Origin of the sequence: Bradyrhizobium sp. (genome assembly GCF_035570375.1) — a bacterium.
Lineage (GTDB): Bacteria > Pseudomonadota > Alphaproteobacteria > Rhizobiales > Xanthobacteraceae > Bradyrhizobium.
In genome coordinates this window covers 1-21,640 of the sequence record NZ_DATMLW010000177.1, presented here as the reverse complement: position 1 = coordinate 21,640, position 21,640 = coordinate 1, and the positions used below count along the sequence as shown (strand labels likewise).

The following is a 21,640-nucleotide window of genomic DNA, read 5'->3' as shown; positions in this document are numbered from 1 at the left end:
AGTAGAGGGAACTTCCATGTGCCAGATGTGCCGCCAGGATTCGATTCAAAAGCTTGGGCCTTCGCGCCGCAGCCTGCTTGGCGCGGCCGCCGCAACGATGGGGTTGTTGCTGGCGGGCGCGGCTGACGCCAAGGAGAAGGCAGCACCGAAGCCGCAGAACGTGTTGACGCCGGATGCCTCGCTCAAGCGCCTTTTGAAAGGAAATTCGCGCTACGTCGAAGGCGTGGCGGTGCGCCATGACTTCAGGCATGAGCGGGAAGCTTTGGCCGGCGGCCAGAATCCCTACGCCGCGATCCTGAGTTGCGCTGATTCGCGTATCGCGCCCGAATACGCCTTCGACAGCGGCAGAGGCGACCTGTTTGTGTGCCGTGTCGCAGGCAACTTCGCCAACCCGGAGAGCATCGCGAGCCTGGAATATGCAGTTGCCGAATTGGGTACCCCCCTGATTTTCGTGTTGGGTCACGACAAGTGCGGCGCGATCGATGCGACGATCAAATCGCTCAAGGACGGCACCACATTGCCCGGGCACCTGCCCTCGCTGGTCGAGGCGCTGGCTCCTTCGGTGAAGGCGGTGTCGCAGCAGGGAGGCGATACGCTTGCAAACGCCATTCGGCAGAACGTGATCGACAACGTCGCCAAACTTCGCGGGGCAGGGCCGATCCTGAGCGCCGCCGTCGAGCAGGGCAAGCTCAAGGTGGTCGGCGGCATCTACCGGCTCCGGGATGGCAGAGTGGAGATGGTTGGCTGATTTTGGCTTGCCGCGCCGGCACTGCCTTATTGCCATCGCTTTTCGTTCAAACCATGTTCAGATAATCCGGCGTTCAATGTTCATGCCGGGTCGGTTTCGAGCGCGCGAGGGAGACAGGCCCATGATCAAAACGTCTTTCATTCTTTCCCTGTGCCTGATCCTGCTTTCGGGGGTCGAGGCATCCCTGAGCTCCGCCGCTGCGCAGCAGCAGGAAAAGCGGATCGCGCTGGTGGTGGGCGACGGCGCCTATGCCAAGTCGCCGCTGGCGACCGCCGCCAACGATGCCGGCTTGATCGCGCAGACCTTGCAGGCTGCGGGTTTCGACGTGGTCGGCGCGCGTGATCTCGACGGTGATACGCTGCGCCGAAGTTTTCGCGACTTCGTGCAGAAGGCCCAGACCTCGGGTGAGGGCACCATTGCCATGGTCTACCTCGCCGGCTACGGCATCCAGCTTGCAGGCGAAAACTACTTCATACCTGTTGATACCCCGCTCAGCCGCGACACCGAGATCCCGATCGAGGGATTGCGGATCAGCGACTACCTGCGCGAGCTGGGATCGCTTCCGCTGAAGGCGAGCATCTTTGTGCTCGATGCCGCCCGCCAGCAGCCCTTTATCGAGGGCGGTCAGCCGATTGCAGGCGGTCTGGCACTGGTCGAGCCGCAGGCTCGTATGCTGATCGCTTTCAATGCCGCACCGGGGACGGTGGCGCCTGAAGAGCAGGGGCCCTATGGAGCCTACGCCCAGTCGCTCGCGGAAATGATCCGCACCGGCGGACTGCCGCTGCCGGAGGTTTTCAACCGCTTGCGGCTACGCGTCAATGAATCGACCAAAGGCGCGCAAATACCTTGGGATGCCGAGAAACTCGACGCGCAGTTCGCCTTCTTCGATCGGGCACCGGATGCTCCGGTGCAAGCGCCGCCGGACCAGGCGGCCGAGGTCAGGAACAAGCCGATCCGCGATCTCGGTGTGCAGGATGCCTATGCGGCTGCGCTCGAGCGCGACACCCTGCAAGGCTATGAGGATTTCATCGTCGCCTATCCCGGCGATCCGCTTGCCAGGCGCGTGCGCGCGATCGTCGCGGCTCGACGTGAGGCCGTCACCTGGCTGCGCAGTTACCGCGCCGATACGCCACAAGCCTATTGGTCCTACCTGCGGCGCTATCAAAATGGACCCCATGCCTGGGATGCTCGGCGCCGACTCCTCATTCTGAGCGCGCCGGTCGAGCCGCCGCCGTCGTTTGCGGCTTACGACTACGACGTGCCGCCACCGCCGCCTGACGAGTTCGCCTATGTTGATCGACCGGTGCTGATGTACGGTGATCCCGATTTTGGCTTTGTGCCGCCGCCACCGCCGCCGGTATTTTTCCTGCCGCCACCGCCGCCCGATTTCATCGTGCTGGCGCCACCAATCGCAGCGGTTGGGCTGTTTATCCTGCCGCAGCCTTTTTTCGTGCCAATTCCGGTCTACGTCCGGCCGCCGATCTATGTGGCGCCGCCGCCGAACAACATCATCTTCGCCAACATCCACAACACCACGGTCATCAATAACGTGATCAATCAGCCGCCGCAGCCCGGCCCGGCCGGGCCCGGTGGCGCGAAAGGTCCGCCGGGCGCGGGTGGCGCACCGCCGTCTGCGGCATCTCCGGGTCTGCCACCCTCGGTGGCGCAAAAGGCTTCCCTGATCCAGCAGGGAAAATTGCCGGTGCCGCCAAGCGCGTCGATCAATCCGGCCATCAAGCCCGCCACGCTGGGCGCGCCTTCTGGTGCGGGCCCGGCGTCAGGCAAGCCACTCTCCACGAATGTGAGCCCCGATGCATTGCCGAAGACCAATGCACTACCGGTACCTGGCCAAAAGGGAGCGCCTCCGTTGCCATCAGGCGCGGCACCGGCCACTTCCAGTCCGAATTTGAAATTGGCGCCTGCAACGACATCTCCGGCGGCTTCAACACCGAACGTTCCGCCGAGCGCGGCTGCACCGAAGACGCCGGGCGCCGAAACGCCTGCCATGAGGGACCGCAGGACGGGCGGTGCTGCGACAACTCCCGGTGCCAAGCCGGTGGTTCCGGAATCGACGCAGAGGAAAAACGTGGCAACGCCTGCGCCGCCACCACCGCCACCGCCACCCAAGCCGGAAGTGGGCCGGGTTGGCCCGCCGCCGCAGGCCGCCAGGCCAACGCCTCCACCGCCGCCAAAGCCGGCTCCTCAAGTCGCACGTCCGGCACCGCCGCCCCCGCCGCCAAAGCCGGCGCCTCAGGTCGCGCGTCCGGCACCGCCGCCTCCACCGCCGCGTGCCGCTCCGCCGCCGCCAAGGCCGGCTCCGGCAGCTGCGGCCGCCAAGAAATGTCCGCCCAACAACCCGAAGTGTTGAGGTCTTCGTCAAGACGCCAGGTCTTAACTTAGCGGCGGCGCGCTCTCCGCCGCCGTCGGCCCGCATCGCCGCAGATGTCGTCCCGGCTCAAGCCAGCCTCATGGCCTGGGCTGAATCCCTTTTCAGCGCGGAAGCCGGAGAAGAAAGGTCCGGCTGAAGCGGAGGCGAGAAGATGTGGGGACGGAAGAGGGAAGAAAATTCCTCCGGCGGCAACGGCTTGCTGAAAAGATAGCCCTGAACTTCGTCGCATGCATGGCGCCGCAGGAAGACGCCCTGCTCGGCGGTCTCGACGCCTTCCGCAACCACCGTCAATCCGAGCGCCTTGCCCATGCTTGATGATCGCCGTTGCGATGGCCCGATCTTCCGGGCTTTTCGCAAGGTCGCGGACAAAAGATCGGTCGATCTTGATGGTGTCGATCGGAAATTTCTTCATCAATGACATCGATGAATAGCCTGTGCCGAAATCATCGATCGCCAGCCGAACGCCGCGGCTTCGAATTTTGTCAAGCAGCCTGATCGCCCGTTCGACGTTCTGCATCACCACGCTTTCTGTGATTTCAAGCTGCAACAGGTGAGCCGGCATCCCGGTCGAAGCCAATACTCCATCGATGTCATCGAGCAAATTTGCGTCCAGGAATTGCCGCGGCGTGACGCAAATCCGCTTCCAGTTTCAACCGCTCGATCGATTGGCTTTTCGCTTCGGCGGAGAAAAAGCGAAAATTGTTTTTTCCCTCTTCCTTGGCGCGGTACATCGCCATGTCGGCGTTCTTGGTCAGGGTTTGTACGTCGTTGCCGTTGTCCGGGTATACGGCGATACCGATACTGCCTGTGGCGCGGCACTCGTGTCCGGCAAGAACGATGGGTGGCAAAAGGGTCGCCAGTACCTTTTCCGCAACGACGGCAACCTGTTCCCGACCGGAAATCCCGTCGAGAAGGATGACGAACTCGTCGCCGCCAAACCGCGCGACAAGGGCGCTGTCGCGCACGCAACGTTTCAGCCGGTCGGCCACCTCGATCAGCAGCGCGTCGCCGGCCTCGTGCCCAAGCGAGTCGTTGATGACCTTGAAGCGGTCGAGATCGATGAATAGCAGGGCACTTTGCCGCCATGTAGATGGGCGGACCTGATCGATTTCTCGAATAGCTGATGAAAAGTCACACGATTGGGTAAACCGGTGAGCTCGTCGTGCGTCGCCAGATATTGAATACGACCGTCGGCCTGAACCTTTTCAAAGGCCCGGTCGAGGTTATCCAGAGCGGCCGAAACGGTTTCGCCCATGCGCGACAGAAGCGCGATGATCTCCTTGTCCGCCGCCCACGATTTGGTGACGAAGAACAGGATTACGCCGATGCTCTGGCCGCCCTTGACCAGCGGCACGGCGCAACTCGCAACCACCCCCGCCTGGTGGCTGGATTCCCGCCACGGGCGCCCTTGCTCCGAGTTGAGGATATCTTCGTTGACGCTGGCCATTTGAGTTCGAAACGCTTTTCCGCAAACGCCCTTGCCGTAGGGGTTGTCCGGATCGACCGAAAATCGCGACTGCCTGACCGCGCCCATGTCGACGATTTGGCCAGTGCCGACCACCGCGCGCAGCCACGGAGAGCCCGGCTCTGCCAAAAGAACGGTGGCGGCCAGCGATCTGCCGACATGCACGGCGGCGTCGCACACCAGTTGATAAAGCTCGTCGGCTGTCTTTGCGCGCAGGATCGCCTCGTTGGTGGCGCTGAGTGCCGCAAACATCTTGGCCAGTCGACGGGCCGCTCGCTCATTGCGCTTGCACGCTTCTTCGCGGTCGATGTTGTCCAGTCCGAACGCCAGATTTTCGGCCATGCGGGTAAGCAGCGAGACGGCCTCTTCGTCGAGCGCGTTGATCTCGTCAAGGACCACCAGCAGGACGCCGACACTCTCTCCGCCGCGGATCACGGGAAGGCCGGCAGCGGCACGCGCGCCGGCACGAACTGCGGCCTGATGCCAGGATTTCAATCGTTCGTCGTTGAGAAGGTCATTGCTTACGCATGGTTGCTGGGTGCGACAGGCAATTCCGACAAGACCATTGCCGAGCGGTGACGACGCGGAGACGGAGTAGGCTCGGGCACGAAGCTCAATGTCGTTACCGGCCCCGGCCACCGCCCTCAAGTTGTCCGTTCCTGGTTCGCGCAGCAGGATGACGGCTGCGATGAAGTTTCCGCTCTGCAACGCGGCATCACACACTTGCTGGAAAAGCTTCTCCTTCGAGTTGATCCGAAGGATGGCCTCGTTGGTCGCGCTCAACGCGGCGAACATTTTGAAGAGACGAGGCGGGGCCTGCCCGGCGTTAGCGGGCACGATCGGACCTGATTTGACTGTCGGCACAGACATTGCGTCTCTCTTCGCATTCAAAGTGACTTCAGTCCGTCGGCGGCCGCTGGACTGAATGGGTCCCTCAACGATCGATCAGTCAGGGAATGGTGCTGGTACCTCCCTACCCAAAAGACCGAAATAAACTATTACGATCATCCGTGCCGGACCGCTGCCTCAGATTGAGCAGCGGCAAAGAAGCAGTTGGTAAACGTTCGACTAAGCCTTTCAGGGCGATAAATATTCAGAAATTGCGCCAGTTCTCGCGCCATTCTGATGCCACTCGCCATGCGGCCTCGCCTCTGCGCCCTGGCAAGAAAGCATTTACCGTCCCCTCAAATGCCGATCGGTGATCTCTCGCGTCATCGAATTCGCAAGCTTCAGGGGTCGGGCTGTTACACCCAAACGTTGTCTTGGAAAGGATGAGCGGAAATTGGCCATAGGCCGCTATCCGGTTCATGCGGAATTTTTTGACCGCCTGCTCGGCGGTCCTTCTTCGCCTTCCGTTTTTGACGATCGCAGCACCGCCCTGCCGTGGCGGACAATTGGCCCCTGCGGACTTCAGGGTTGGGTCGATTTTCCGGGCTCGGAGGCTTTGTGGCATTTGGCACGAAAAAGCCTTCAAAACCGGCATATTTCCTTGCTTCTCGCCGAATTCCCGCTATATAGCGCGGCATCTCACACGGAAACATGGCTCAAAAGGCCGTCCGGTGGCAGCCGGGCCATAAGGCTCGCTTGCTCACACGTTTCCGCCAGGACCAACCGGAGAACTCAAACGATGTCAGTACCCGATTTTTCCATGCGTCAGCTCCTTGAAGCTGGCGTTCACTTTGGCCATCAGGCCCACCGCTGGAATCCGAAGATGGCGGATTACATCTTCGGCGAACGCAACAACATCCACATCATCGACCTCGCGCAGACCGTACCGATGCTGCATCGTGCACTGCAGGCGGTCAGCGACACCGTGGCCAAGGGCGGGCGTATCCTGTTCGTCGGCACCAAACGGCAGGCGCAGGATGGCGTTGCCGAAGCGGCCAAGCGCTCGGCGCAATATTTCGTCAATTCGCGCTGGCTCGGCGGGACCCTGACCAACTGGAAGACGATTTCCGGATCGATCAAGCGGCTGCGGCATCTCGACGAAGTGCTCAATTCCGGCGATGCCAACGCCTACACCAAGAAGGAACGGCTGACGCTGCAGCGTGAGCGCGACAAGCTCGATCGTTCGCTCGGCGGCATCAAGGACATGGGCGGTCTGCCGGACATGATCTTTGTGATCGATACCAACAAGGAAGACATTGCGATCCAGGAAGCGCAGCGGCTCAATATTCCGGTCGCCGCGATCGTCGACACCAATTCGGATCCGAAGGGCATCACCTATGTCGTCCCCGGCAATGACGACGCCGGACGCGCCATTTCGCTCTATTGCGATCTGGTCGCCCGCGCGGCGATCGATGGGATTTCGCGCGCGCAGGGCGAAGCCGGCATCGACGTCGGCGCCTCTGCCCATCCAGCGCGTGAGGAAGTCCCGAGCGCACAGCAGGCTTCGGGCTTCCAGGGGCTTGCCGGGCCGCGCGGCGCTCCCGATGATCTCAAGAAGCTTCCAGGCGTCTCGGGTACGATCGAGAAGAAGTTCAACGATCTCGGTATTTTCCACTACTGGCAGCTCGCCGAACTCGACCACGAAACAGCCCACCAGATTGGCGAAGAAGTCGGCCTGCCGAGCAGGGCGGATGCCTGGGTAGCGCAGGCCAAGGCCCTTACCGCGGAAGCGGAGTAGCGAAGCGTCAGCCGGAAACTCCGGCCGACCAAATTCCAGGACAGATTTCGAGTATCGGACGGCGGCGGGACAAAGTCCCGCCGCTACCAGTGCCGACAGGGCAAAGGACATACAACGATGGCGACAATCACAGCGGCGATGGTCAAGGACCTTCGTGAATCCACAGGCGCCGGCATGATGGATTGCAAGGCCGCGCTGACGGAAAGCGGCGGCGACATGCAGGCGGCACAGGATTGGCTGCGCAAGAAGGGCCTGTCGAAGGCCGCCAAGAAAGCCGGCCGCGTTGCGGCGGAAGGCCTCATTGGCGCGCTGACGGCTGGAACCAGGGGCGTCGTGGTGGAAGTCAATTCCGAAACGGATTTCGTCGCACGTAACGGCCAGTTCCAGGGACTCGTGAAGATGATCGCGCAGGTCGCGCTCGAGGTCGGCGCCGATGTGGAAAAAATCAAGGCCGCCAAGGTCGGCAACGTGACGGTGGAAACTGCGATCGCGGACGCGATCGCAACCATCGGCGAAAACATGACGCTGCGCCGTGCAGCTTCGCTCGAAGTCGGCAAGGGCGTCGTGTCGAGCTACGTCCACAATGCGGTGATCGAGGGCGCGGGCAAGATGGGCGTGGTTGTGGCGCTGGAATCGGCCGGCAAAACCGATGAACTGGCCATACTCGGAAAGCAGCTCGCGATGCATGTCGCCGCCGCCAACCCGTTGGCGCTCGATCCCGCCGGTCTCGATCCTGCCGCCGTGAGGCGCGAGAAGGACGTTCTGGCTGATAAGTACCGTCAGCAGGGCAAGCCGGAAAACGTGATCGAAAAGATCGTCGAGTCCGGGTTGAAGACCTACTACAAGGAGGTCTGTCTCTTGGAACAGGCCTCGATCCACGCCGAGCACGGCGGCAAGTCGGTGGCTCAGGCGGTGAAAGAAGCTGAGGGTAAGGTCGGCGCGCCGATCAAGGTGGCCGGATTTCTGCGATATGCTCTTGGCGAGGGAATCGAGCGGCAGGAAAGCGATTTCGCGGCTGAAGTCGCGGCCGCTAGCGGAAAGAAATAGCGGCCCGATGCTGCTTTGACCCGTTTGCGCGGGGCCGCCTGGCGAACTTAAGGAAGGCGATTCGCAATGGCTGAGCCGGTCTATCGTCGTGTTGTGATCAAGCTCTCCGGCGAATATCTCGCCGGCACGCAATCTTGTGGCATTGATCAGTCGACGGTCGACCGGCTCGCGGGCGAGTTGATCGCCGCCCAGAAGCTGGGAACGGAAATCGCGGTCGTCGTCGGTGGCGGCAATATCGTGCGCGGTCTGGAAGTGTCCTTGCGCGGCATTTCGCGTCCCACGGGCGATACCATGGGCATGCTCGCGACGGTGATGAACTGCCTGGCGCTGGAGGCGGCCATCGAACGCAAGGGGGCGCTGGCGCGCACATTGTCGGCTTTCGTCATGCCCGAAATCTCCGAGCTTTTCACACGAAGTGCGACGCACAAATATCTCGCCGAAGGCCGAATCGTGCTGCTCGGCGGCGGCACCGGCAATCCATTCTTCACCACCGACACCACCGCGGTATTGCGGGCGGCAGAGATCGGAGCGCAGGCCGTGCTCAAGGCGACCAATGTCGACGGTATCTACAGCGCCGATCCCAAGAAAGACCCGTCCGCCCGGAGATTTGACCGCCTCAGCCATTCCGAGGCCATTGAAGGCGGCTATAAGGTCATGGACGCCACCGCATTCGCGCTTGCCCGGGAAACCTCACTGCCTATCATCGTGTTTTCGATCGCGGAGCCAGGCTCGATCGGCGCAATTTTGCGCCGCACCGGCCGCGGCACGGTCGTCGCGGGTTGACGGCCGCCGTAGCCTGGGTGCGGAGGGCTGCCGGCGGCGATGAGCAGCTGTCAGGAGGAGAGAGCGTCATGCCCACGGGTAGTTTCGACATCAACGAGCTGAAGCGCCGCATGCAGGGCGCCACGCAGTCTCTCAAGCACGAACTCGGCGGTTTGCGGACCGGCCGTGCCGCGGCTTCCATGCTGGAACCGGTGCAGGTCGACGCCTACGGAACCCACATGCCGCTCAACCAGCTTGCGACCATCAGCGTGCCCGAGCCGCGGCTCCTTTCGGTGCAGGTATGGGACAAGTCGATGGTCAAGGCGGTTGAGAAGGCGATCGTCGATTCAAATCTCGGTTTGAGCCCGGCGACCGAAGGACAGGTGCTTCGCCTGAGAATTCCCGAACTCAACGAAGAGCGGCGTAAGGAGCTGGTGAAGGTTGCGCACAAATATGCGGAAGCCGCACGCGTCGCGGTTCGGCATGTCAGGCGCGATGGCCTCGATATCATCAAGAAGCTGGAAAAAAACCACGAGATCTCGGAGGACGATCAGGAGCGGCTCGCCCACGATGTTCAGAAGGCCACCGACGGGACGATTTCGGAGATCGATCACCTGCTGGCGGCAAAGGAAAAGGAAATTCTCACCGTTTGAGCCTATCCTTCTGTTTAAGCACGATCTTTTGCGAAGACGGACTGTCGTTTTTCGAAGATCATGCGCCAAAGGATTGCTAGATGTCGAATGCCGCGGCCCCTGCGACTGAAGGACCGGATCGAGACGGTCCGTTGCATGTGGCCATCATCATGGACGGAAACGGACGCTGGGCTGCCGCCCGCGGGCTGCCGCGCGCCGAAGGTCATCGGCGTGGCGTCGAGGCCCTGCGCAAGGTGGTTCGTGCCGCGGGCGAACTTGGCATTCTCTACCTGACGATTTTCTCGTTCAGCTCGGAAAACTGGTCGCGTCCGGCGAGTGAGATCGGTGACCTGTTCGGCCTGCTGCGGCGCTTCATCCGCAACGACCTGGCGACCTTGCACCGTGACGGAGTGAGGGTTCGCGTGATCGGTGAACGCGAGGGATTGGAGCCCGACATTTGCGCGCTTCTGAAGGAAGCCGAGGATCTGACGCGGGACAACAACCGCATGCATCTGGTGGTCGCGTTCAATTACGGCTCGCGGCAGGAGATTGCGCGTGCGGCGCAACGGCTCGCCTGTGAGGTCGCCGAAGGAAAACGCGATCCCGCATCGATCGATGCCGATATGCTCGGCCGTTATCTCGACGCGCCCGAGATTCCGGATCCCGACCTGATAATCCGCACCAGCGGTGAACAGCGGCTTTCGAATTTCCTGATGTGGCAGGCGGCCTACAGCGAACTGGTGTTCGTGCCGACCCAGTGGCCGGATTTCGACAAGGCTGCGCTGGAAGAGGCGATCGCCGAGTATGCCAGACGTGAGCGCCGGTTCGGCGGTTTGGCCGTGAAAACCGGATCGTGAACGAAGGCGAAGCAACATCGGCGGGCGCTGCCGGACGCGACGGGCACAATCTGCTATTGCGGATAAGGGCTGCGCTCATCCTGGCGCCGCTTGCGATCGCTGCTGCGTATGTCGGCGGATGGTTGTGGGTCGCTTTTGTCACTGCGGCAGCGATCGGCCTTTACGTGGAATGGCTCACGATCATCGCGGCGCGTACGGCCATTTCCATGGTTGCCGGCGCCGCCATTATTTTTGCTGCAGGGTGGATCGAATTTAATCAGACGGCATCAGGCTATGTTTTCGCCGCTCTTGCTGCGATTGTCGTTTCCATCGCGCTAGCTGCCCCAAATCACCGCGGTTGGGTCGCGCTCGGCGCCTGCTATGCGCTCGCCGCGTCGATCGCCTCGGTCGCCGTACGGCTTGATCAGGCCTTTGGATTTGCGGCGCTGATGTTCGTTTTGCTGGTGGTCTGGGCGACGGACATTGGTGGTTATTTCGTCGGTCGGCAGATCGGCGGTCCAAAACTCTGGCCGCGTGTCTCTCCGAAAAAAACCTGGGCCGGTTCGATCGGTGGATTGGTGGCAAGCTTGGCCGTGGCCGCGGGATTTGCAGCAATTGGTGTTGGAAAAACCCTACCCATGCTGGCGCTCGGCGCCTCTCTCTCGATCGTCTCGCAGCTCGGCGATCTCTTCGAGTCAGCCGTCAAGCGCCGCTTTGGCGTCAAGGATTCGAGCCAGATCATTCCCGGGCACGGCGGACTGCTCGATCGCCTTGATGGGTTCGTGGCCGCGGTTGTTTTGGCCGCGATTTTGGGATTTTTACGCGGCGGCGCGGATGGCGTTGGCCGCGGTCTTATGGTTTGGTGATGAGGTCATGAGCGCAGTTCCCTTGCGTAACAATAGAGCCTCGGCCACGGCCGTGCGTTCGGTTTCGGTGCTGGGTGCAACCGGTTCCATCGGCGACAGCACGATGGATCTCTTGCGCGCATCGCGCGACCGCTATCGGGTCGAAGCGTTGACGGCGAACAGCAATGTCGAGGCGTTGGCCAAGCTTGCCAGGGAGTTCGGCGCGCGCTTTGCGGCGGTGGCCGATCCCGATCGGCTTGACGAATTGAAGGCGGCGCTGGAGGGCACGCGCATCGAATGCGGTGCGGGCGAAAGCGCGGTGATCGAAGCGGCGGCCCGGCCTTCGGATTGGGTCATGGCAGCGGTCAGCGGGGCCGCCGGATTGAAGCCTGCGCTTGCGGCGGTCGATCGCGGTGCCACCGTTGCGCTTGCTAACAAGGAATGCCTCGTTTGCGCGGGCGATTTCTTCATGCAGCGCGCGTCCAAGGCCGGGGCCTGTATTCTGCCTGCGGACTCCGAACACAACGCGCTGTTCCAGGCGCTGAGCTCCGGCAATCGCGAAGAGCTGGTGCGTGTCATCATTACCGCGTCGGGAGGACCGTTCCGGACCTGGGCCAGCGCCGATATCGAGCAGGCGACGCTGGCGCAGGCCTTGAAACATCCGAACTGGAGCATGGGGCAAAAGATCACCATCGATTCCGCATCGATGATGAACAAGGGCCTGGAGGTGATCGAAGCGTCTTGCCTGTTTGCGTTGACCCCGGAGCAGATCGACGTCCTGGTCCACCCGCAGTCGATCATCCACGGGATGGTGGAGTTTTCCGATCGCTCGGTGGTGGCGCAATTGGGGGCGCCCGACATGCGCACGCCGATTGCGCACTGCCTCGGCTGGCCGGATCGAATCGTTGGACCGGCGGCAAGGCTCGATCTCGCAAGAATCGGACAGCTGACATTCGAAGCCCCGGATTATGAACGGTTCCCCGGACTTCGGCTGGCTTACGAGGCTTTGCGAACCGGCCGAGGCGCGACTACGGTTTACAATGCCGCGAACGAAGTCGCAGTGGCCGCGTTTATTGATGGCAAAATCAGGTTTGGCGCCATTGCCCGACTGGTTGAGGCAACGCTTGAAACCTATATACGGTCCGGCAATCTGGCGCCGCTTACGTCAGCGGATGATGCTATATCCGTTGACCATAACGCGCGAAATATGGCTGCCGCCCTATTGCCTCAAATTGCCTTAAAGGCATCTTAGAGGGTTGGGGCGGGGCCTTTGGCCCCGGGTGAGGGAAGTTGGATGTCCGAGTTTTTTCTGCACAGTTTCAATGTGTTAAGCCATGGCTTGATCGGGTATGTAATTCCCTTCCTGTTCGTACTCACCATCGTCGTTTTCTTCCATGAGCTTGGCCATTTTCTGATAGCGCGCTGGGCGGGCGTCAGGGTTCTGACCTTTTCCCTTGGCTTCGGACCGGAGCTTGCGGGCTTCAACGACCGGCACGGCACGCGATGGAAGATTTCGGCTGTTCCGCTCGGCGGCTACGTCAAATTCTTTGGTGACGACAACGAGGCCTCTGCGCCGTCGCCCGAGACCCTCGACAGCATGACCGAGGAGGAACGGGCGGGCAGCTTCCATTACAAGAAGGTGGGACCGCGTGCGGCGATCGTAGCGGCCGGGCCGATTGCCAATTTCCTCCTGGCGATCGTGATTTTCACCTGTCTGTTCACATTTTTCGGCAAGCCGAGCACGACGGCGCGCGTCGATAAAGTGGAAGTGGGCAGCGCTGCGGCGGCGGCCGGCTTTCAGGTCGGCGATGTCGTTACCGCTATCGATGGTCGAGCGATCGGCAGCTTCTCCGACATGCAGCGAATCGTCAGCGTTCGGGCAGGCGAGCAGCTAACGTTCACGGTCAAGCGCGCAGATGCGATTCTGCAATTGCACGGCACGCCGGAACTGAAAGAAGTGAAGGACGCTTTCGGCAACGCGCATCGGCTTGGCGTTCTTGGCATCACCCGCCAGACAGCGGCTGGCGACGTCACTACGGAGCGCGTCGATCCGGCCACCGCGCTTTGGCTCGGGGTCAAGGAAACCTGGTTTGTGGTCGATCGGACGCTGGCCTATATCGGCGGCGTTTTTGTTGGACGTGAAGCGGCCGACCAGGTCGGCGGGCCACTGCGAATCGCGCAGATCTCCGGACAGGTAGCGACCATCGGGCTTGCCGCCCTGGTGCATCTGGCCGCGGTTCTCTCGATTTCGATCGGGCTTTTGAACCTTTTCCCGGTACCACTGCTGGATGGGGGTCACCTTCTGTTCTACGCGGTGGAGGCCGTCCGGGGGCGGCCATTGTCTCCACGGGCGCAGGAGATGGGATTCCGGATCGGATTGGGGCTGGTGCTGATGCTCATGGTGTTCGCCACCTACAATGACATCCTGCACCTCGCAGCATCGTAAAGCGCGGCTTTTTTATGACGTGGCCGATGGGCAACGTCTTGGAGTGAAAATCAAATCGCGCTGCCACATTAAGTTTGCCGGCTTGGCAAAATTGGCTACAAGCGTGGTCGACCAAGGGGAATCTGTCGGTTCGTCGGGGTACGGGTCGGCATTGGAATTGTAAGGGCGCCTGGCGCATGAAGGTTGGAATGGGGGTACGGGGAGGCTTTTTGGCCGCCCTGATCATGTTCGGGGCGCCAATGGCCGCCACTGTAGCGGCCGGGGTCGCATCCTCGTCGGCGTTTGCGCAAACCGCGGACTCGATTCAGGTTGAAGGGAACCGGCGAGTCGAGGTCTCGACCATCCGCTCCTATTTCAAGCCGGGTCCCGGCGGGCGTCTGGACCAGGGTCACATCGATGACGGCCTGAAGGCCCTGATCGAGACCGGTCTGTTCCAGGACGTCAAAATCAGCCAGGCCGGGGGCCGGATCATCGTGACCGTGGTTGAAAACCCGGTGATTGGCCGCGTCGCGTTCGAGGGCAACAAGAAAGTCAAGGACGAGCAGCTCTCCTCGGAGATTCAGTCCAAACCGCGCGGTACGCTGTCGCGTCCCGTGGTTCAGTCCGATGCCCAGCGCATCGCCGACATTTATCGGCATGCCGGTCGTTATGACGTGACCGTGGTTCCCGAAATCATCGAGCAGCCGAACAACCGCGTCGACCTGGTCTTCACCATTACGGAAGGCAACAAGACCGGCATCAACTCGATCGAATTCGAAGGCAACAGGGCCTATTCTTCATATCGTCTGAAGGACCAGATCAAGACTCGCGAATCCAACCTGCTGAGCTTTCTCGGCGGCAGCGACGTCTACGATCCGGACCGAATCGAAGCCGACCGCGACCTGATTCGCCGTTTCTATCTGAAGCATGGCTACGCCGACGTGCAGGTGGTGGCCGCGCTCACGGAATACGATCCGCAGCGCAAGGGCTTCTTGGTGACCTTCAGGATCGAGGAAGGCCAGCAGTACCGGGTCGGATCGGTCGATTACCAATCCAGTATTCCCTCGCTTGAAGGCAGAGCTCTCGCCCGCTTCTCGCGCGTCAATGTCGGCTCGGTCTATAACGCCGAGGCGCTGGAGAAGTCGGTCGAGGAAATGCAGATCGAGGCTTCGCGGCGCGGATTCGCGTTTGCAGTCGTGCATCCTCGCGGAGACCGCAATTTCGAGGCGCACACCGTCGCGATCATCTTTGCCATCGACGAGGGACCGCGGACCTACATCGAGCGAATCAACGTGCGCGGCAATACCCGCACCCGCGATTATGTGATCCGCCGCGAATTCGATATCGCCGAAGGCGATGCGTACAACCGCGCGCTGGTCGATCGCGCCGAGCGCCGGCTGAAGAATCTCGATTTCTTCAAGAGCGTGAAGATCACGACCGAGCCCGGGTCGGCGAGCGATCGTGTCATCCTCAATGTCGATCTCGAAGAGAAATCCACCGGCGACTTCTCCGTCTCGGGCGGCTATTCGACCACCGACGGTCCGCTGGCGGAGGTGAGTATTTCCGAACGCAACCTGTTGGGACGCGGACTTTTCGGCAAGGCTTCGGTCGTCTACGGGCAATATGCGCGCGGCGTGTCGCTTTCCTATGTCGAGCCTTATCTGCTCGATTACCGGGTCGGACTTGGTCTTGACGCGTATTATCGCGAGCAGTTGCCAAACACCTTCATCTCGTACGGCACCAAGACCATCGGCTTCAGTCCGCGAATCGGAATGACACTTCGCGAGGATCTCAGCCTGCAACTGCGTTATTCGATCTATGACCAGAAAATCACGCTTCCGAGCAATCTCGATAATTGCAATAACATCGTTAACGGAGCGAACGGATTGCCGTTCAATCCGTCGCCGGCATTTGTAAACCAGTTTGGACCGATGGGCGCGACCGATCTCTCAGGTATCGGTCTGTGGTGTTTCAGCGATGGCGAAGCCTCGCTCCCGGTCCGCAGAGAGCTGGCCGCTGGCGCGACGTTGACCTCGGCGCTCGGTTACTCGCTCACCTACAATACGCTGGACAACAACAAGAACCCCACCGAGGGCCTGATCATCGACTTCCGACAGGACTTCGCGGGTGTTGGCGGCGACGTGACTTATCTGAAATCGGCGATGGATGCGAAATTTTATACAACGCTGGTGGCCGATATTATCGGCCTGATCCACCTCCAGGGCGGTATTCTCACCCAGGTCGGCGACAACCAGATCAGGATGCTTGATCACTTCCAGATGGGTCCGAATCTCGTCCGCGGCTTTGCCCCGAACGGGATCGGGCCTCGCGACATCAATCCCTTTGGCACCCAGGACGCGCTCGGCGGCACCAAGTACTGGGGCGCTTCCCTCGAAATGCAGTACCCGTTCTGGTTCCTGCCGAAGGAGATTGGCCTGAAGGGCGCGGTCTATGCCGACGCCGGCGGCCTTTACGATTACGTCGGACCAACGAACTGGGCGTTCACAGGCGAAGTCAACACGCCCGGTTGTATTCCGCCAACGAACACCAAGAATCTTCCGCCAGCTCCAGGCACTTGTCTGGGATTGCAGTTTGATCCGCAGAATGTCATTCGCACCTCCGTTGGTATCGGCATGATCTGGGCGTCGCCGTTCGGTCCGCTGCGCTTCGATTATGCGATTCCGCTTACCAAGGGTCCGCACGACGTCGTACAGCAGTTCAAGTTTGGCGGCGGAACAACGTTCTGATTTCGAGCAATGATCGGGCTGCGACCGGGCAGATGGCGCAGGCGAAGTGGGCAGCGGCCTTCTTCGGCGCCGGCGGAGATCGCCGCGCTGAGGGAGGCGTTCTAGAGGCGGGAGCGATGGAGGAGGCACCGGTCAGGATTGCGCTCGTGGATATCAATGAGATCCTCAAGACGCTTCCGCACCGCTATCCCATGCTGCTGATCGACCGGGTGATCAATATCCGGACCGACTACAGCGGCATCGGCGTCAAGAACGTCACCTTCAACGAGCCGGCATTTACCGGGCATTTTCCAGAGCGACCGGTGTATCCCGGAGTGATGATGATCGAAGCCATGGCGCAGACCGCCGGCGTCATCGGAATCAAATCGATCGAAGGTACCGAGAAGCCCAGTGCGGTCTATTTTCTGACCATCGACAAGTGCAAATTCCGCAAGCCGGTTTTGCCCGGCGATACGGTGGAATATCACATGCGCCGGCTCAACCGGCGAAAGGCGATGTGGTGGTTTCACGGCGACGCCAAAGTGAACGGCGTGACTGTCGCTGAAGCCGAGGTTGGCGCGATGCTGGCGGACTGACCCGCTGCCGAACCTCTTGTCCGACTACACCCGACCGTGTTGCTAGCTTGATCGACACGACAAAAATTCTGTGTTCTAATTTGTTTGCGCATGATCTTTTCGGAAAACCGCTGCACACTTTTCCGGATCATGCGACGGGGCCGGAACACATCGAATGCGCATCGCCGTTATATTCGTCGTTTCGTCTCTGTTGGCTGCCGGGAGCGGCCGCGCCGAAGCCGCCAGCACGTGCATATCCAAGGCCACCGAGGCGCTACCGCGTATCTCAGGGCTGGTTGTGAAGAAATCACGGACGCGCCCTGTGTCGCCAACGATTTTATCGACATGGAGAGGCCAGTCGAAGCCGGTCATCATCGATGTCGATTTCGAGGCTGCCGGTGAGGCCCAAACTTTTTCCTACATGTGTGTCGTGACGCAAGGCTCGGCGTTCGTTCAGCGCACGATGAATTAATCGCTTTGCTTTCCCGCCGCTTAGGTGGAAGTAGGCCACCAGAGGTCACTGGACAGTATCCCCGGTCCACGCTAACCACCGAAAAATCGAATGTTTTGCGCTTCACACCGGCTAGCGATCCGAGACCATTGAATGAGCACGATCGATCCCACCGCGCGAGTTGAAGGCGGCGCTATGATTGGCGAGGGCACGCATATTGGGCCCTATTGCATCATCGGACCTCATGCCACGATCGGCGCCAACTGCAGTCTGATCTCGCATGTGCGGGTAATGGGCTATACCACGATCGGCGATGGCTGCGTGATTTCGCCGTTTGTGGCGCTCGGCGGCGCACCGCAGGATCTCAGCTACAGCGGCGAGCCGACGCGGCTCGAAATCGGCGCGGGCTGCACGATCCGCGAAGGCGTCACCATGAACATCGGCACCGTCAAGGGCGGCGGCCTCACCCGCGTCGGCGAGCGCGGTTTCTTCATGAACAACAGCCATGTCGGCCACGACTGCATCGTCGGCGACGACGTGATCTTTGCAACCTCCGCAACGCTCGGCGGTCATTGCGAGATCGGTGACCACGTCTATATCGGCGGTCTGTCGGCGGTGCATCAGTTCACCCGCATCGGATCGCAGGTGATGATCGGCGGCGTGTGTGGCGTGCGCGGCGACGTCATTCCCTTCGGGCTGGTGAACGGACAATATGCCGTGCTTGAAGGCCTCAACATCATCGGCATGCGACGGCGCAAATTTACTCGCGAGCGGCTCGCCGCGCTTCGTTCATTCTATCAAAAACTGTTTCACGGACCTGGCGTGTTCGCCGAAAGGCTCGCTGCGGTGCAGCCGTTGGCGGGCACAGATCCGGCGATCGGCGAAATTCTCAGCTTTATCGGTGACGGCAAGCATCGCCCGCTGTGCCTTCCGGCCGATCAGGCGGAGAAACATTGACCCACGGAGCTACCGGAGCCATGACATCAGCGGCGTTGGAGATTTCGTCGCCGGTTGGACTGATCGCGGGTGGCGGGGTGATGCCGTTCGCGGTGGCGGATTCGCTTGCGGCACGAGGGATTGATTCCGTTCTGTTCGCGCTGAAGGGCGCCTGCGATCCCAAAGGCGCCGAGCGCTTTCGCCACCACTGGATTTCGGTCGGACAGCTGGGCAGAGCGGAGAAGCTGTTCCGCTCCGAGAACTGCCGGAATCTGATTTTCATCGGATCACTGGTCCGACCGGCACTCTCGGAAATCCGTCTCGACTGGGGAACGCTTCGCGTGCTCGGAAGCGTATGGGCGGCTTTCCGCGGCGGCGACGATCATCTGCTGTCAAGTATCGGCCGGATCCTCGAGCAGGATGGCTTCCGGATGGTGGGGATCAAGGATGTCGCGCCGGAATTGCTGATGCCGCAGGGTTGCCTCACCCGAAAGACGCCCGATGCTGGCGCTGCCGCCGATATCGCCAAGGGGCTGGACGTGTTGCGCGCGCTTGGTCCTTTCGACATCGGTCAGGCCGTCGTGGTGATCGAGGGACATGTGGTCGGCGTTGAGGATATTGAAGGTACCGACGGCTTGCTGGCGCGCGTTGCACACCTTCGCACCGAGCGCCGTATTCGCGCCGGCTCCGCGCGCGGCGTGCTCGTAAAGGCCCCAAAAAGCGGACAGGATCTGCGTTTCGATTTGCCGACCGTGGGCCCGCGGACGGTCGAGGGTGCGGCCGCCGCTTCGCTCGCGGGAATTGCGGTTGTCGCCGGCAACACCGTCGTGGTCGAGCCGCAGACCATGGTGGAAGCCGCCGACGCGGCAGGTCTTTTCATCCACGGTTTGCCGGCGTGATGCCGATCCGGGCAAGCGGCAGGGTCGGGCGGACGATCTTCCTGATCGCTACCGAGGAATCTGGCGACCGGCTTGGGGCCGCCCTGATGAAGGTCTTGCGCCAGCGTCTCGGCGATGCCGTGCGCTTTGAAGGCGTGGGCGGCCAGTCGATGGCGCGTGAGGGGCTCACCTCGCTGTTTGCGATCCAGGAACTTTCGATTATCGGCTTCGCCGGCGTGGTGAAGCAGTTGCCAAAGGTGCTGCGTCTGATCCGGGAAACCGTCGGCGCGGTGATGCGTGCGCAACCCGACATCCTCGTCATCATCGACAGCCCCGACTTCACCCACCGGGTGGCGAGACGGGTGCGGGCCCGCGATCCCGCCATCCCGATCGTCGATTATGTCTCGCCGTCGGTCTGGGCCTGGAGGCCGGGCCGGGCGCGCGCCATGCGCGGTTATATCGATCACGTCCTGGCGTTGCTGCCGTTCGAGCCGAGGGAATACAGCAGGTTGCACGGACCGCCTTGCAGCTATGTCGGCCATCCCCTGACCGAGCAGATCGGCACGCTCAGGCCGAGCCTTGAGGAACAAAAGCGCCGCGACCAGGCGCCGCCCGCGCTTCTGGTGTTGCCTGGAAGCCGTCGCAGCGAGATCAGGCATCACGTGAAGATTTTTGGCGAGGCGTTGGGCCGGCTGCAAGCCGAAGGCGTGGCGTTCGAATTGATTTTGCCGACCATGCCGCACCTGACGGAAATGGTCCGGGAGAGCGTGAAGGATTGGAGCGTCACGCCGCGGATCGTTGCCGGCGAGCCAGAAAAACGCGCGGCCTTTCGGATCGCTCACGCAGCTCTTGCCAAGTCCGGCACTGTCACGCTTGAGCTCGCCCTTGCAGGAGTGCCGATGATCACAGCCTACCGGGTCGGAGCCGCCGAGGCCTGGATTTTACGGCGCGCCATCAAGGCGAATTCCGTGATTCTGGCGAACCTGGTGCTCGGCGAAAACGTGATACCGGAATTCCTGCAAGAGGATTGTACGCCGGAAAAGCTCGTGGGAGCCTTGCACGAGGTCCTGTCCGATTCTCCCATGCGGCTGCGTCAGGTTGAGGCGTTTGCCGGGATCGGCGACATCATGTCGACGGGCAACCTGTCGCCGAGCGTGCGCGCAGCCGACATCGTGCTGGCGACGTTGCGAAAATCCAGGGGGGTGTAATAGAAGACCGGGCTCGAGCCGGTTCGTAGCGTAGCCTGCATTCTTCGAAGCCGCGTTATTTGCGGCTTCCAATCGGCACGTAGTCGCGATGCGCAACGCCGGTGTAAAGCTGTCGCGGACGGCCGATCTTCTGCTGCGGATCCTCGATCATCTCGCTCCACTGGCTGATCCAGCCCACGGTGCGGGCAACCGCAAACAGCACGGTGAACATCGAGGTCGGGAATCCCATCGCCTTGAGCGTGATACCCGAATAGAAATCGACATTCGGATAGAGCTTGCGATCGATGAAATATTGATCGTGGAGTGCAATCTTTTCCAATTCCAGCGCGACCTTCAGCATCGGATCGTCGCCGTGGCCGGTTTCCGCCAGCACCGCGTGACACATCCTTTGCATGATCTTGGCGCGAGGATCGTAGTTCTTGTACACGCGGTGGCCGAAGCCCATCAGGCGAACGTCGCTGTTCTTGTCTTTCACCCTTTTGATGAAGTCGGGAATCTTGTCGACCGTGCCGATGCCGTAGAGCATGTTCAGCGCGGCCTCATTGGCGCCGCCATGCGCCGGGCCCCACAGGCAGGCGATGCCTGCGGCAATACACGCGAACGGATTGGCGCCGGAGGAGCCGGCGATGCGCACCGTCGAGGTCGAGGCGTTCTGCTCGTGATCGGCGTGCAGGATGAAGATACGGTCCATCGCCCGCGCCAGCACCGGATTGGGATGGTACTCCTCGCACGGCACCGCATAGCACATGCGCAGGAAGTTCGAGGCGTAGTCGAGTTCGTTCTTGGGATACACGAACGGCTGGCCGATCGAATATTTGTAGGCCATCGCGGCAAGCGTCGGCAGCTTGGCGACCATGCGGATCGAGGCGATGTCGCGCTGCACCGGGTCGGAAATGTCGGTGGAGTCGTGGTAGAATGCCGACAAGGCACCGACCGAGCCGACCATCACCGCCATCGGATGGGCGTCGCGACGGAAACCCTGGAAGAACCGGCTCATCTGCTCATGAACCATCGTGTGATGGATCACGCGATCGGTGAAATCGGCCTTTTGCTGAGCCGTCGGCAATTCGCCGTAGAGCAAGAGGTAGCAG

General features: G+C 61.4%; 20 protein-coding genes and 1 pseudogene. 16 read left to right on the top strand and 5 right to left on the bottom strand.

Features of this window, described 5'->3' with window-relative positions; genetic code table 11:
- Positions 1 to 16: 16 nt before the first annotated feature.
- Together VNX23_RS19095 and VNX23_RS19090 are read left to right on the top strand one after the other, a co-directional pair.
- A complete protein-coding gene (locus tag VNX23_RS19095; protein ID WP_325632523.1) occupies positions 17 to 748 on the top strand; it encodes a carbonic anhydrase in 732 nt (243 codons plus the stop codon).
- A gap of 121 nt (positions 749 to 869) precedes the next feature.
- A complete protein-coding gene (locus VNX23_RS19090; protein ID WP_325632521.1) occupies positions 870 to 3,116 on the top strand; it encodes a caspase family protein in 2,247 nt (748 codons plus the stop codon).
- 87 nt (positions 3,117 to 3,203) lie between these two features.
- On the opposite strand, the gene VNX23_RS19085 is transcribed toward VNX23_RS19090, so the two are convergent.
- The 4 genes and pseudogenes from VNX23_RS19085 to VNX23_RS19075 all read right to left on the bottom strand — a co-directional run bounded on the left by VNX23_RS19085 (position 3,204) and on the right by VNX23_RS19075 (position 5,472).
- Positions 3,204 to 3,446 (bottom strand): EAL domain-containing protein, encoded by a 243-nt coding sequence (locus VNX23_RS19085; RefSeq protein ID WP_325632520.1) that lies wholly within the window; start codon positions 3,444 to 3,446, stop codon positions 3,204 to 3,206.
- Positions 3,447 to 3,516: 70 nt separating this feature from the next.
- Positions 3,517 to 3,714: pseudogene (locus VNX23_RS31090) on the bottom strand (EAL domain-containing protein); the annotation flags it as partial.
- A 13-nt stretch (positions 3,715 to 3,727) separates the two neighbouring features.
- Positions 3,728 to 4,174, bottom strand: coding sequence for a GGDEF domain-containing protein (locus VNX23_RS19080; RefSeq protein ID WP_325632568.1), 447 nt, complete (start codon positions 4,172 to 4,174; stop codon positions 3,728 to 3,730).
- A complete protein-coding gene (locus VNX23_RS19075; protein ID WP_325632518.1) occupies positions 4,132 to 5,472 on the bottom strand; it encodes a GAF domain-containing protein in 1,341 nt (446 codons plus the stop codon). Before VNX23_RS19075 ends, VNX23_RS19080 begins: the two co-directional genes overlap by 43 nt.
- A 757-nt stretch (positions 5,473 to 6,229) precedes the next feature.
- Between VNX23_RS19075 and VNX23_RS19070 the strand changes: the two genes are divergently transcribed.
- From VNX23_RS19070 to lpxB, 14 genes are all read left to right on the top strand, one after another.
- Positions 6,230 to 7,228, top strand: coding sequence for a 30S ribosomal protein S2 (locus tag VNX23_RS19070; RefSeq protein WP_325632517.1), 999 nt, complete (start codon positions 6,230 to 6,232; stop codon positions 7,226 to 7,228).
- 117 nt (positions 7,229 to 7,345) lie between these two features.
- Positions 7,346 to 8,275 carry a translation elongation factor Ts gene (gene tsf / locus VNX23_RS19065; protein WP_325632515.1) on the top strand — a complete coding sequence of 310 codons (930 nt, stop codon included), beginning with the start codon at positions 7,346 to 7,348 and terminating at the stop codon, positions 8,273 to 8,275.
- 66 nt (positions 8,276 to 8,341) lie between these two features.
- A complete protein-coding gene (pyrH, locus tag VNX23_RS19060) occupies positions 8,342 to 9,058 on the top strand; it encodes a UMP kinase (RefSeq protein ID WP_325632513.1) in 717 nt (238 codons plus the stop codon).
- Positions 9,059 to 9,126: 68 nt separating this feature from the next.
- Entirely contained in the window at positions 9,127 to 9,690 is a 564-nt protein-coding gene (gene frr / locus VNX23_RS19055) for a ribosome recycling factor (RefSeq protein ID WP_325632512.1), read from the top strand.
- Positions 9,691 to 9,770: 80 nt separating this feature from the next.
- Positions 9,771 to 10,526, top strand: coding sequence for an isoprenyl transferase (locus VNX23_RS19050; RefSeq protein ID WP_325632510.1), 756 nt, complete (start codon positions 9,771 to 9,773; stop codon positions 10,524 to 10,526).
- Positions 10,523 to 11,371 carry a phosphatidate cytidylyltransferase gene (locus VNX23_RS19045; protein ID WP_325632508.1) on the top strand — a complete coding sequence of 283 codons (849 nt, stop codon included), beginning with the start codon at positions 10,523 to 10,525 and terminating at the stop codon, positions 11,369 to 11,371. The genes VNX23_RS19050 and VNX23_RS19045 overlap by 4 nt, the downstream gene beginning before the upstream one ends.
- A gap of 7 nt (positions 11,372 to 11,378) precedes the next feature.
- On the top strand, positions 11,379 to 12,602 hold the full coding sequence (dxr, locus tag VNX23_RS19040) for a 1-deoxy-D-xylulose-5-phosphate reductoisomerase (protein ID WP_325632506.1): 1,224 nt from the start codon (positions 11,379 to 11,381) through the stop codon (positions 12,600 to 12,602).
- 42 nt (positions 12,603 to 12,644) lie between these two features.
- The gene (locus tag VNX23_RS19035; RefSeq protein ID WP_325632504.1) at positions 12,645 to 13,796 is read left to right on the top strand and encodes an RIP metalloprotease; all 1,152 of its coding nucleotides are present in this window, start codon (positions 12,645 to 12,647) and stop codon (positions 13,794 to 13,796) included.
- A 176-nt stretch (positions 13,797 to 13,972) separates the two neighbouring features.
- The gene (bamA, locus tag VNX23_RS19030; protein WP_325632502.1) at positions 13,973 to 16,522 is read left to right on the top strand and encodes an outer membrane protein assembly factor BamA; all 2,550 of its coding nucleotides are present in this window, start codon (positions 13,973 to 13,975) and stop codon (positions 16,520 to 16,522) included.
- Between the two features lie 116 nt (positions 16,523 to 16,638).
- Complete coding sequence (gene fabZ, locus VNX23_RS19025) at positions 16,639 to 17,097, top strand: 3-hydroxyacyl-ACP dehydratase FabZ (RefSeq protein ID WP_325632567.1); 459 nt, start codon at positions 16,639 to 16,641, stop codon at positions 17,095 to 17,097.
- Positions 17,098 to 17,251: 154 nt separating this feature from the next.
- A complete protein-coding gene (locus VNX23_RS19020) occupies positions 17,252 to 17,548 on the top strand; it encodes a hypothetical protein (RefSeq protein ID WP_325632501.1) in 297 nt (98 codons plus the stop codon).
- Between the two features lie 132 nt (positions 17,549 to 17,680).
- The gene (gene lpxA, locus VNX23_RS19015; RefSeq protein WP_325632499.1) at positions 17,681 to 18,484 is read left to right on the top strand and encodes an acyl-ACP--UDP-N-acetylglucosamine O-acyltransferase; all 804 of its coding nucleotides are present in this window, start codon (positions 17,681 to 17,683) and stop codon (positions 18,482 to 18,484) included.
- A gap of 20 nt (positions 18,485 to 18,504) precedes the next feature.
- Positions 18,505 to 19,362: an LpxI family protein gene (locus tag VNX23_RS19010; RefSeq protein ID WP_325632497.1), complete on the top strand. Its 858-nt coding sequence runs from the start codon at positions 18,505 to 18,507 to the stop codon at positions 19,360 to 19,362.
- Positions 19,362 to 20,549 (top strand): lipid-A-disaccharide synthase, encoded by a 1,188-nt coding sequence (gene lpxB / locus VNX23_RS19005; RefSeq protein WP_325632565.1) that lies wholly within the window; start codon positions 19,362 to 19,364, stop codon positions 20,547 to 20,549. Before VNX23_RS19010 ends, lpxB begins: the two co-directional genes overlap by 1 nt.
- A gap of 55 nt (positions 20,550 to 20,604) precedes the next feature.
- On the opposite strand, the gene gltA is transcribed toward lpxB, so the two are convergent.
- Positions 20,605 to 21,640, bottom strand: a 1,036-nt coding sequence (gene gltA / locus VNX23_RS19000) for a citrate synthase (RefSeq protein WP_325632495.1), incomplete at its 5' end; no start/stop codon positions are given.

Bases quoted from the DNA above. Each gene is read 5' to 3' on its own strand.
- VNX23_RS19010 (WP_325632497.1), top strand. From the start codon at position 18,505: ATGACATCAGCGGCGTTGGAGATTTCGTCGCCGGTTGGACTGATCGCG.
- fabZ (WP_325632567.1), top strand. From the start codon at position 16,639: ATGGAGGAGGCACCGGTCAGGATTGCGCTCGTGGATATCAATGAGATC.
- VNX23_RS19085 (WP_325632520.1), bottom strand. From the start codon at position 3,446: ATGGGCAAGGCGCTCGGATTGACGGTGGTTGCGGAAGGCGTCGAGACC.
- lpxA (WP_325632499.1), top strand. From the start codon at position 17,681: ATGAGCACGATCGATCCCACCGCGCGAGTTGAAGGCGGCGCTATGATT.
- VNX23_RS19090 (WP_325632521.1), top strand. From the start codon at position 870: ATGATCAAAACGTCTTTCATTCTTTCCCTGTGCCTGATCCTGCTTTCG.
- dxr (WP_325632506.1), top strand. From the start codon at position 11,379: ATGAGCGCAGTTCCCTTGCGTAACAATAGAGCCTCGGCCACGGCCGTG.
- bamA (WP_325632502.1), top strand. From the start codon at position 13,973: ATGAAGGTTGGAATGGGGGTACGGGGAGGCTTTTTGGCCGCCCTGATC.
- VNX23_RS19020 (WP_325632501.1), top strand. From the start codon at position 17,252: ATGCGCATCGCCGTTATATTCGTCGTTTCGTCTCTGTTGGCTGCCGGG.
- VNX23_RS19075 (WP_325632518.1), bottom strand. From the start codon at position 5,472: ATGTCTGTGCCGACAGTCAAATCAGGTCCGATCGTGCCCGCTAACGCC.
- frr (WP_325632512.1), top strand. From the start codon at position 9,127: ATGCCCACGGGTAGTTTCGACATCAACGAGCTGAAGCGCCGCATGCAG.
- lpxB (WP_325632565.1), top strand. From the start codon at position 19,362: ATGCCGATCCGGGCAAGCGGCAGGGTCGGGCGGACGATCTTCCTGATC.
- VNX23_RS19050 (WP_325632510.1), top strand. From the start codon at position 9,771: ATGTCGAATGCCGCGGCCCCTGCGACTGAAGGACCGGATCGAGACGGT.
- pyrH (WP_325632513.1), top strand. From the start codon at position 8,342: ATGGCTGAGCCGGTCTATCGTCGTGTTGTGATCAAGCTCTCCGGCGAA.
- VNX23_RS19095 (WP_325632523.1), top strand. From the start codon at position 17: ATGTGCCAGATGTGCCGCCAGGATTCGATTCAAAAGCTTGGGCCTTCG.
- VNX23_RS19070 (WP_325632517.1), top strand. From the start codon at position 6,230: ATGTCAGTACCCGATTTTTCCATGCGTCAGCTCCTTGAAGCTGGCGTT.
- tsf (WP_325632515.1), top strand. From the start codon at position 7,346: ATGGCGACAATCACAGCGGCGATGGTCAAGGACCTTCGTGAATCCACA.
- VNX23_RS19035 (WP_325632504.1), top strand. From the start codon at position 12,645: ATGTCCGAGTTTTTTCTGCACAGTTTCAATGTGTTAAGCCATGGCTTG.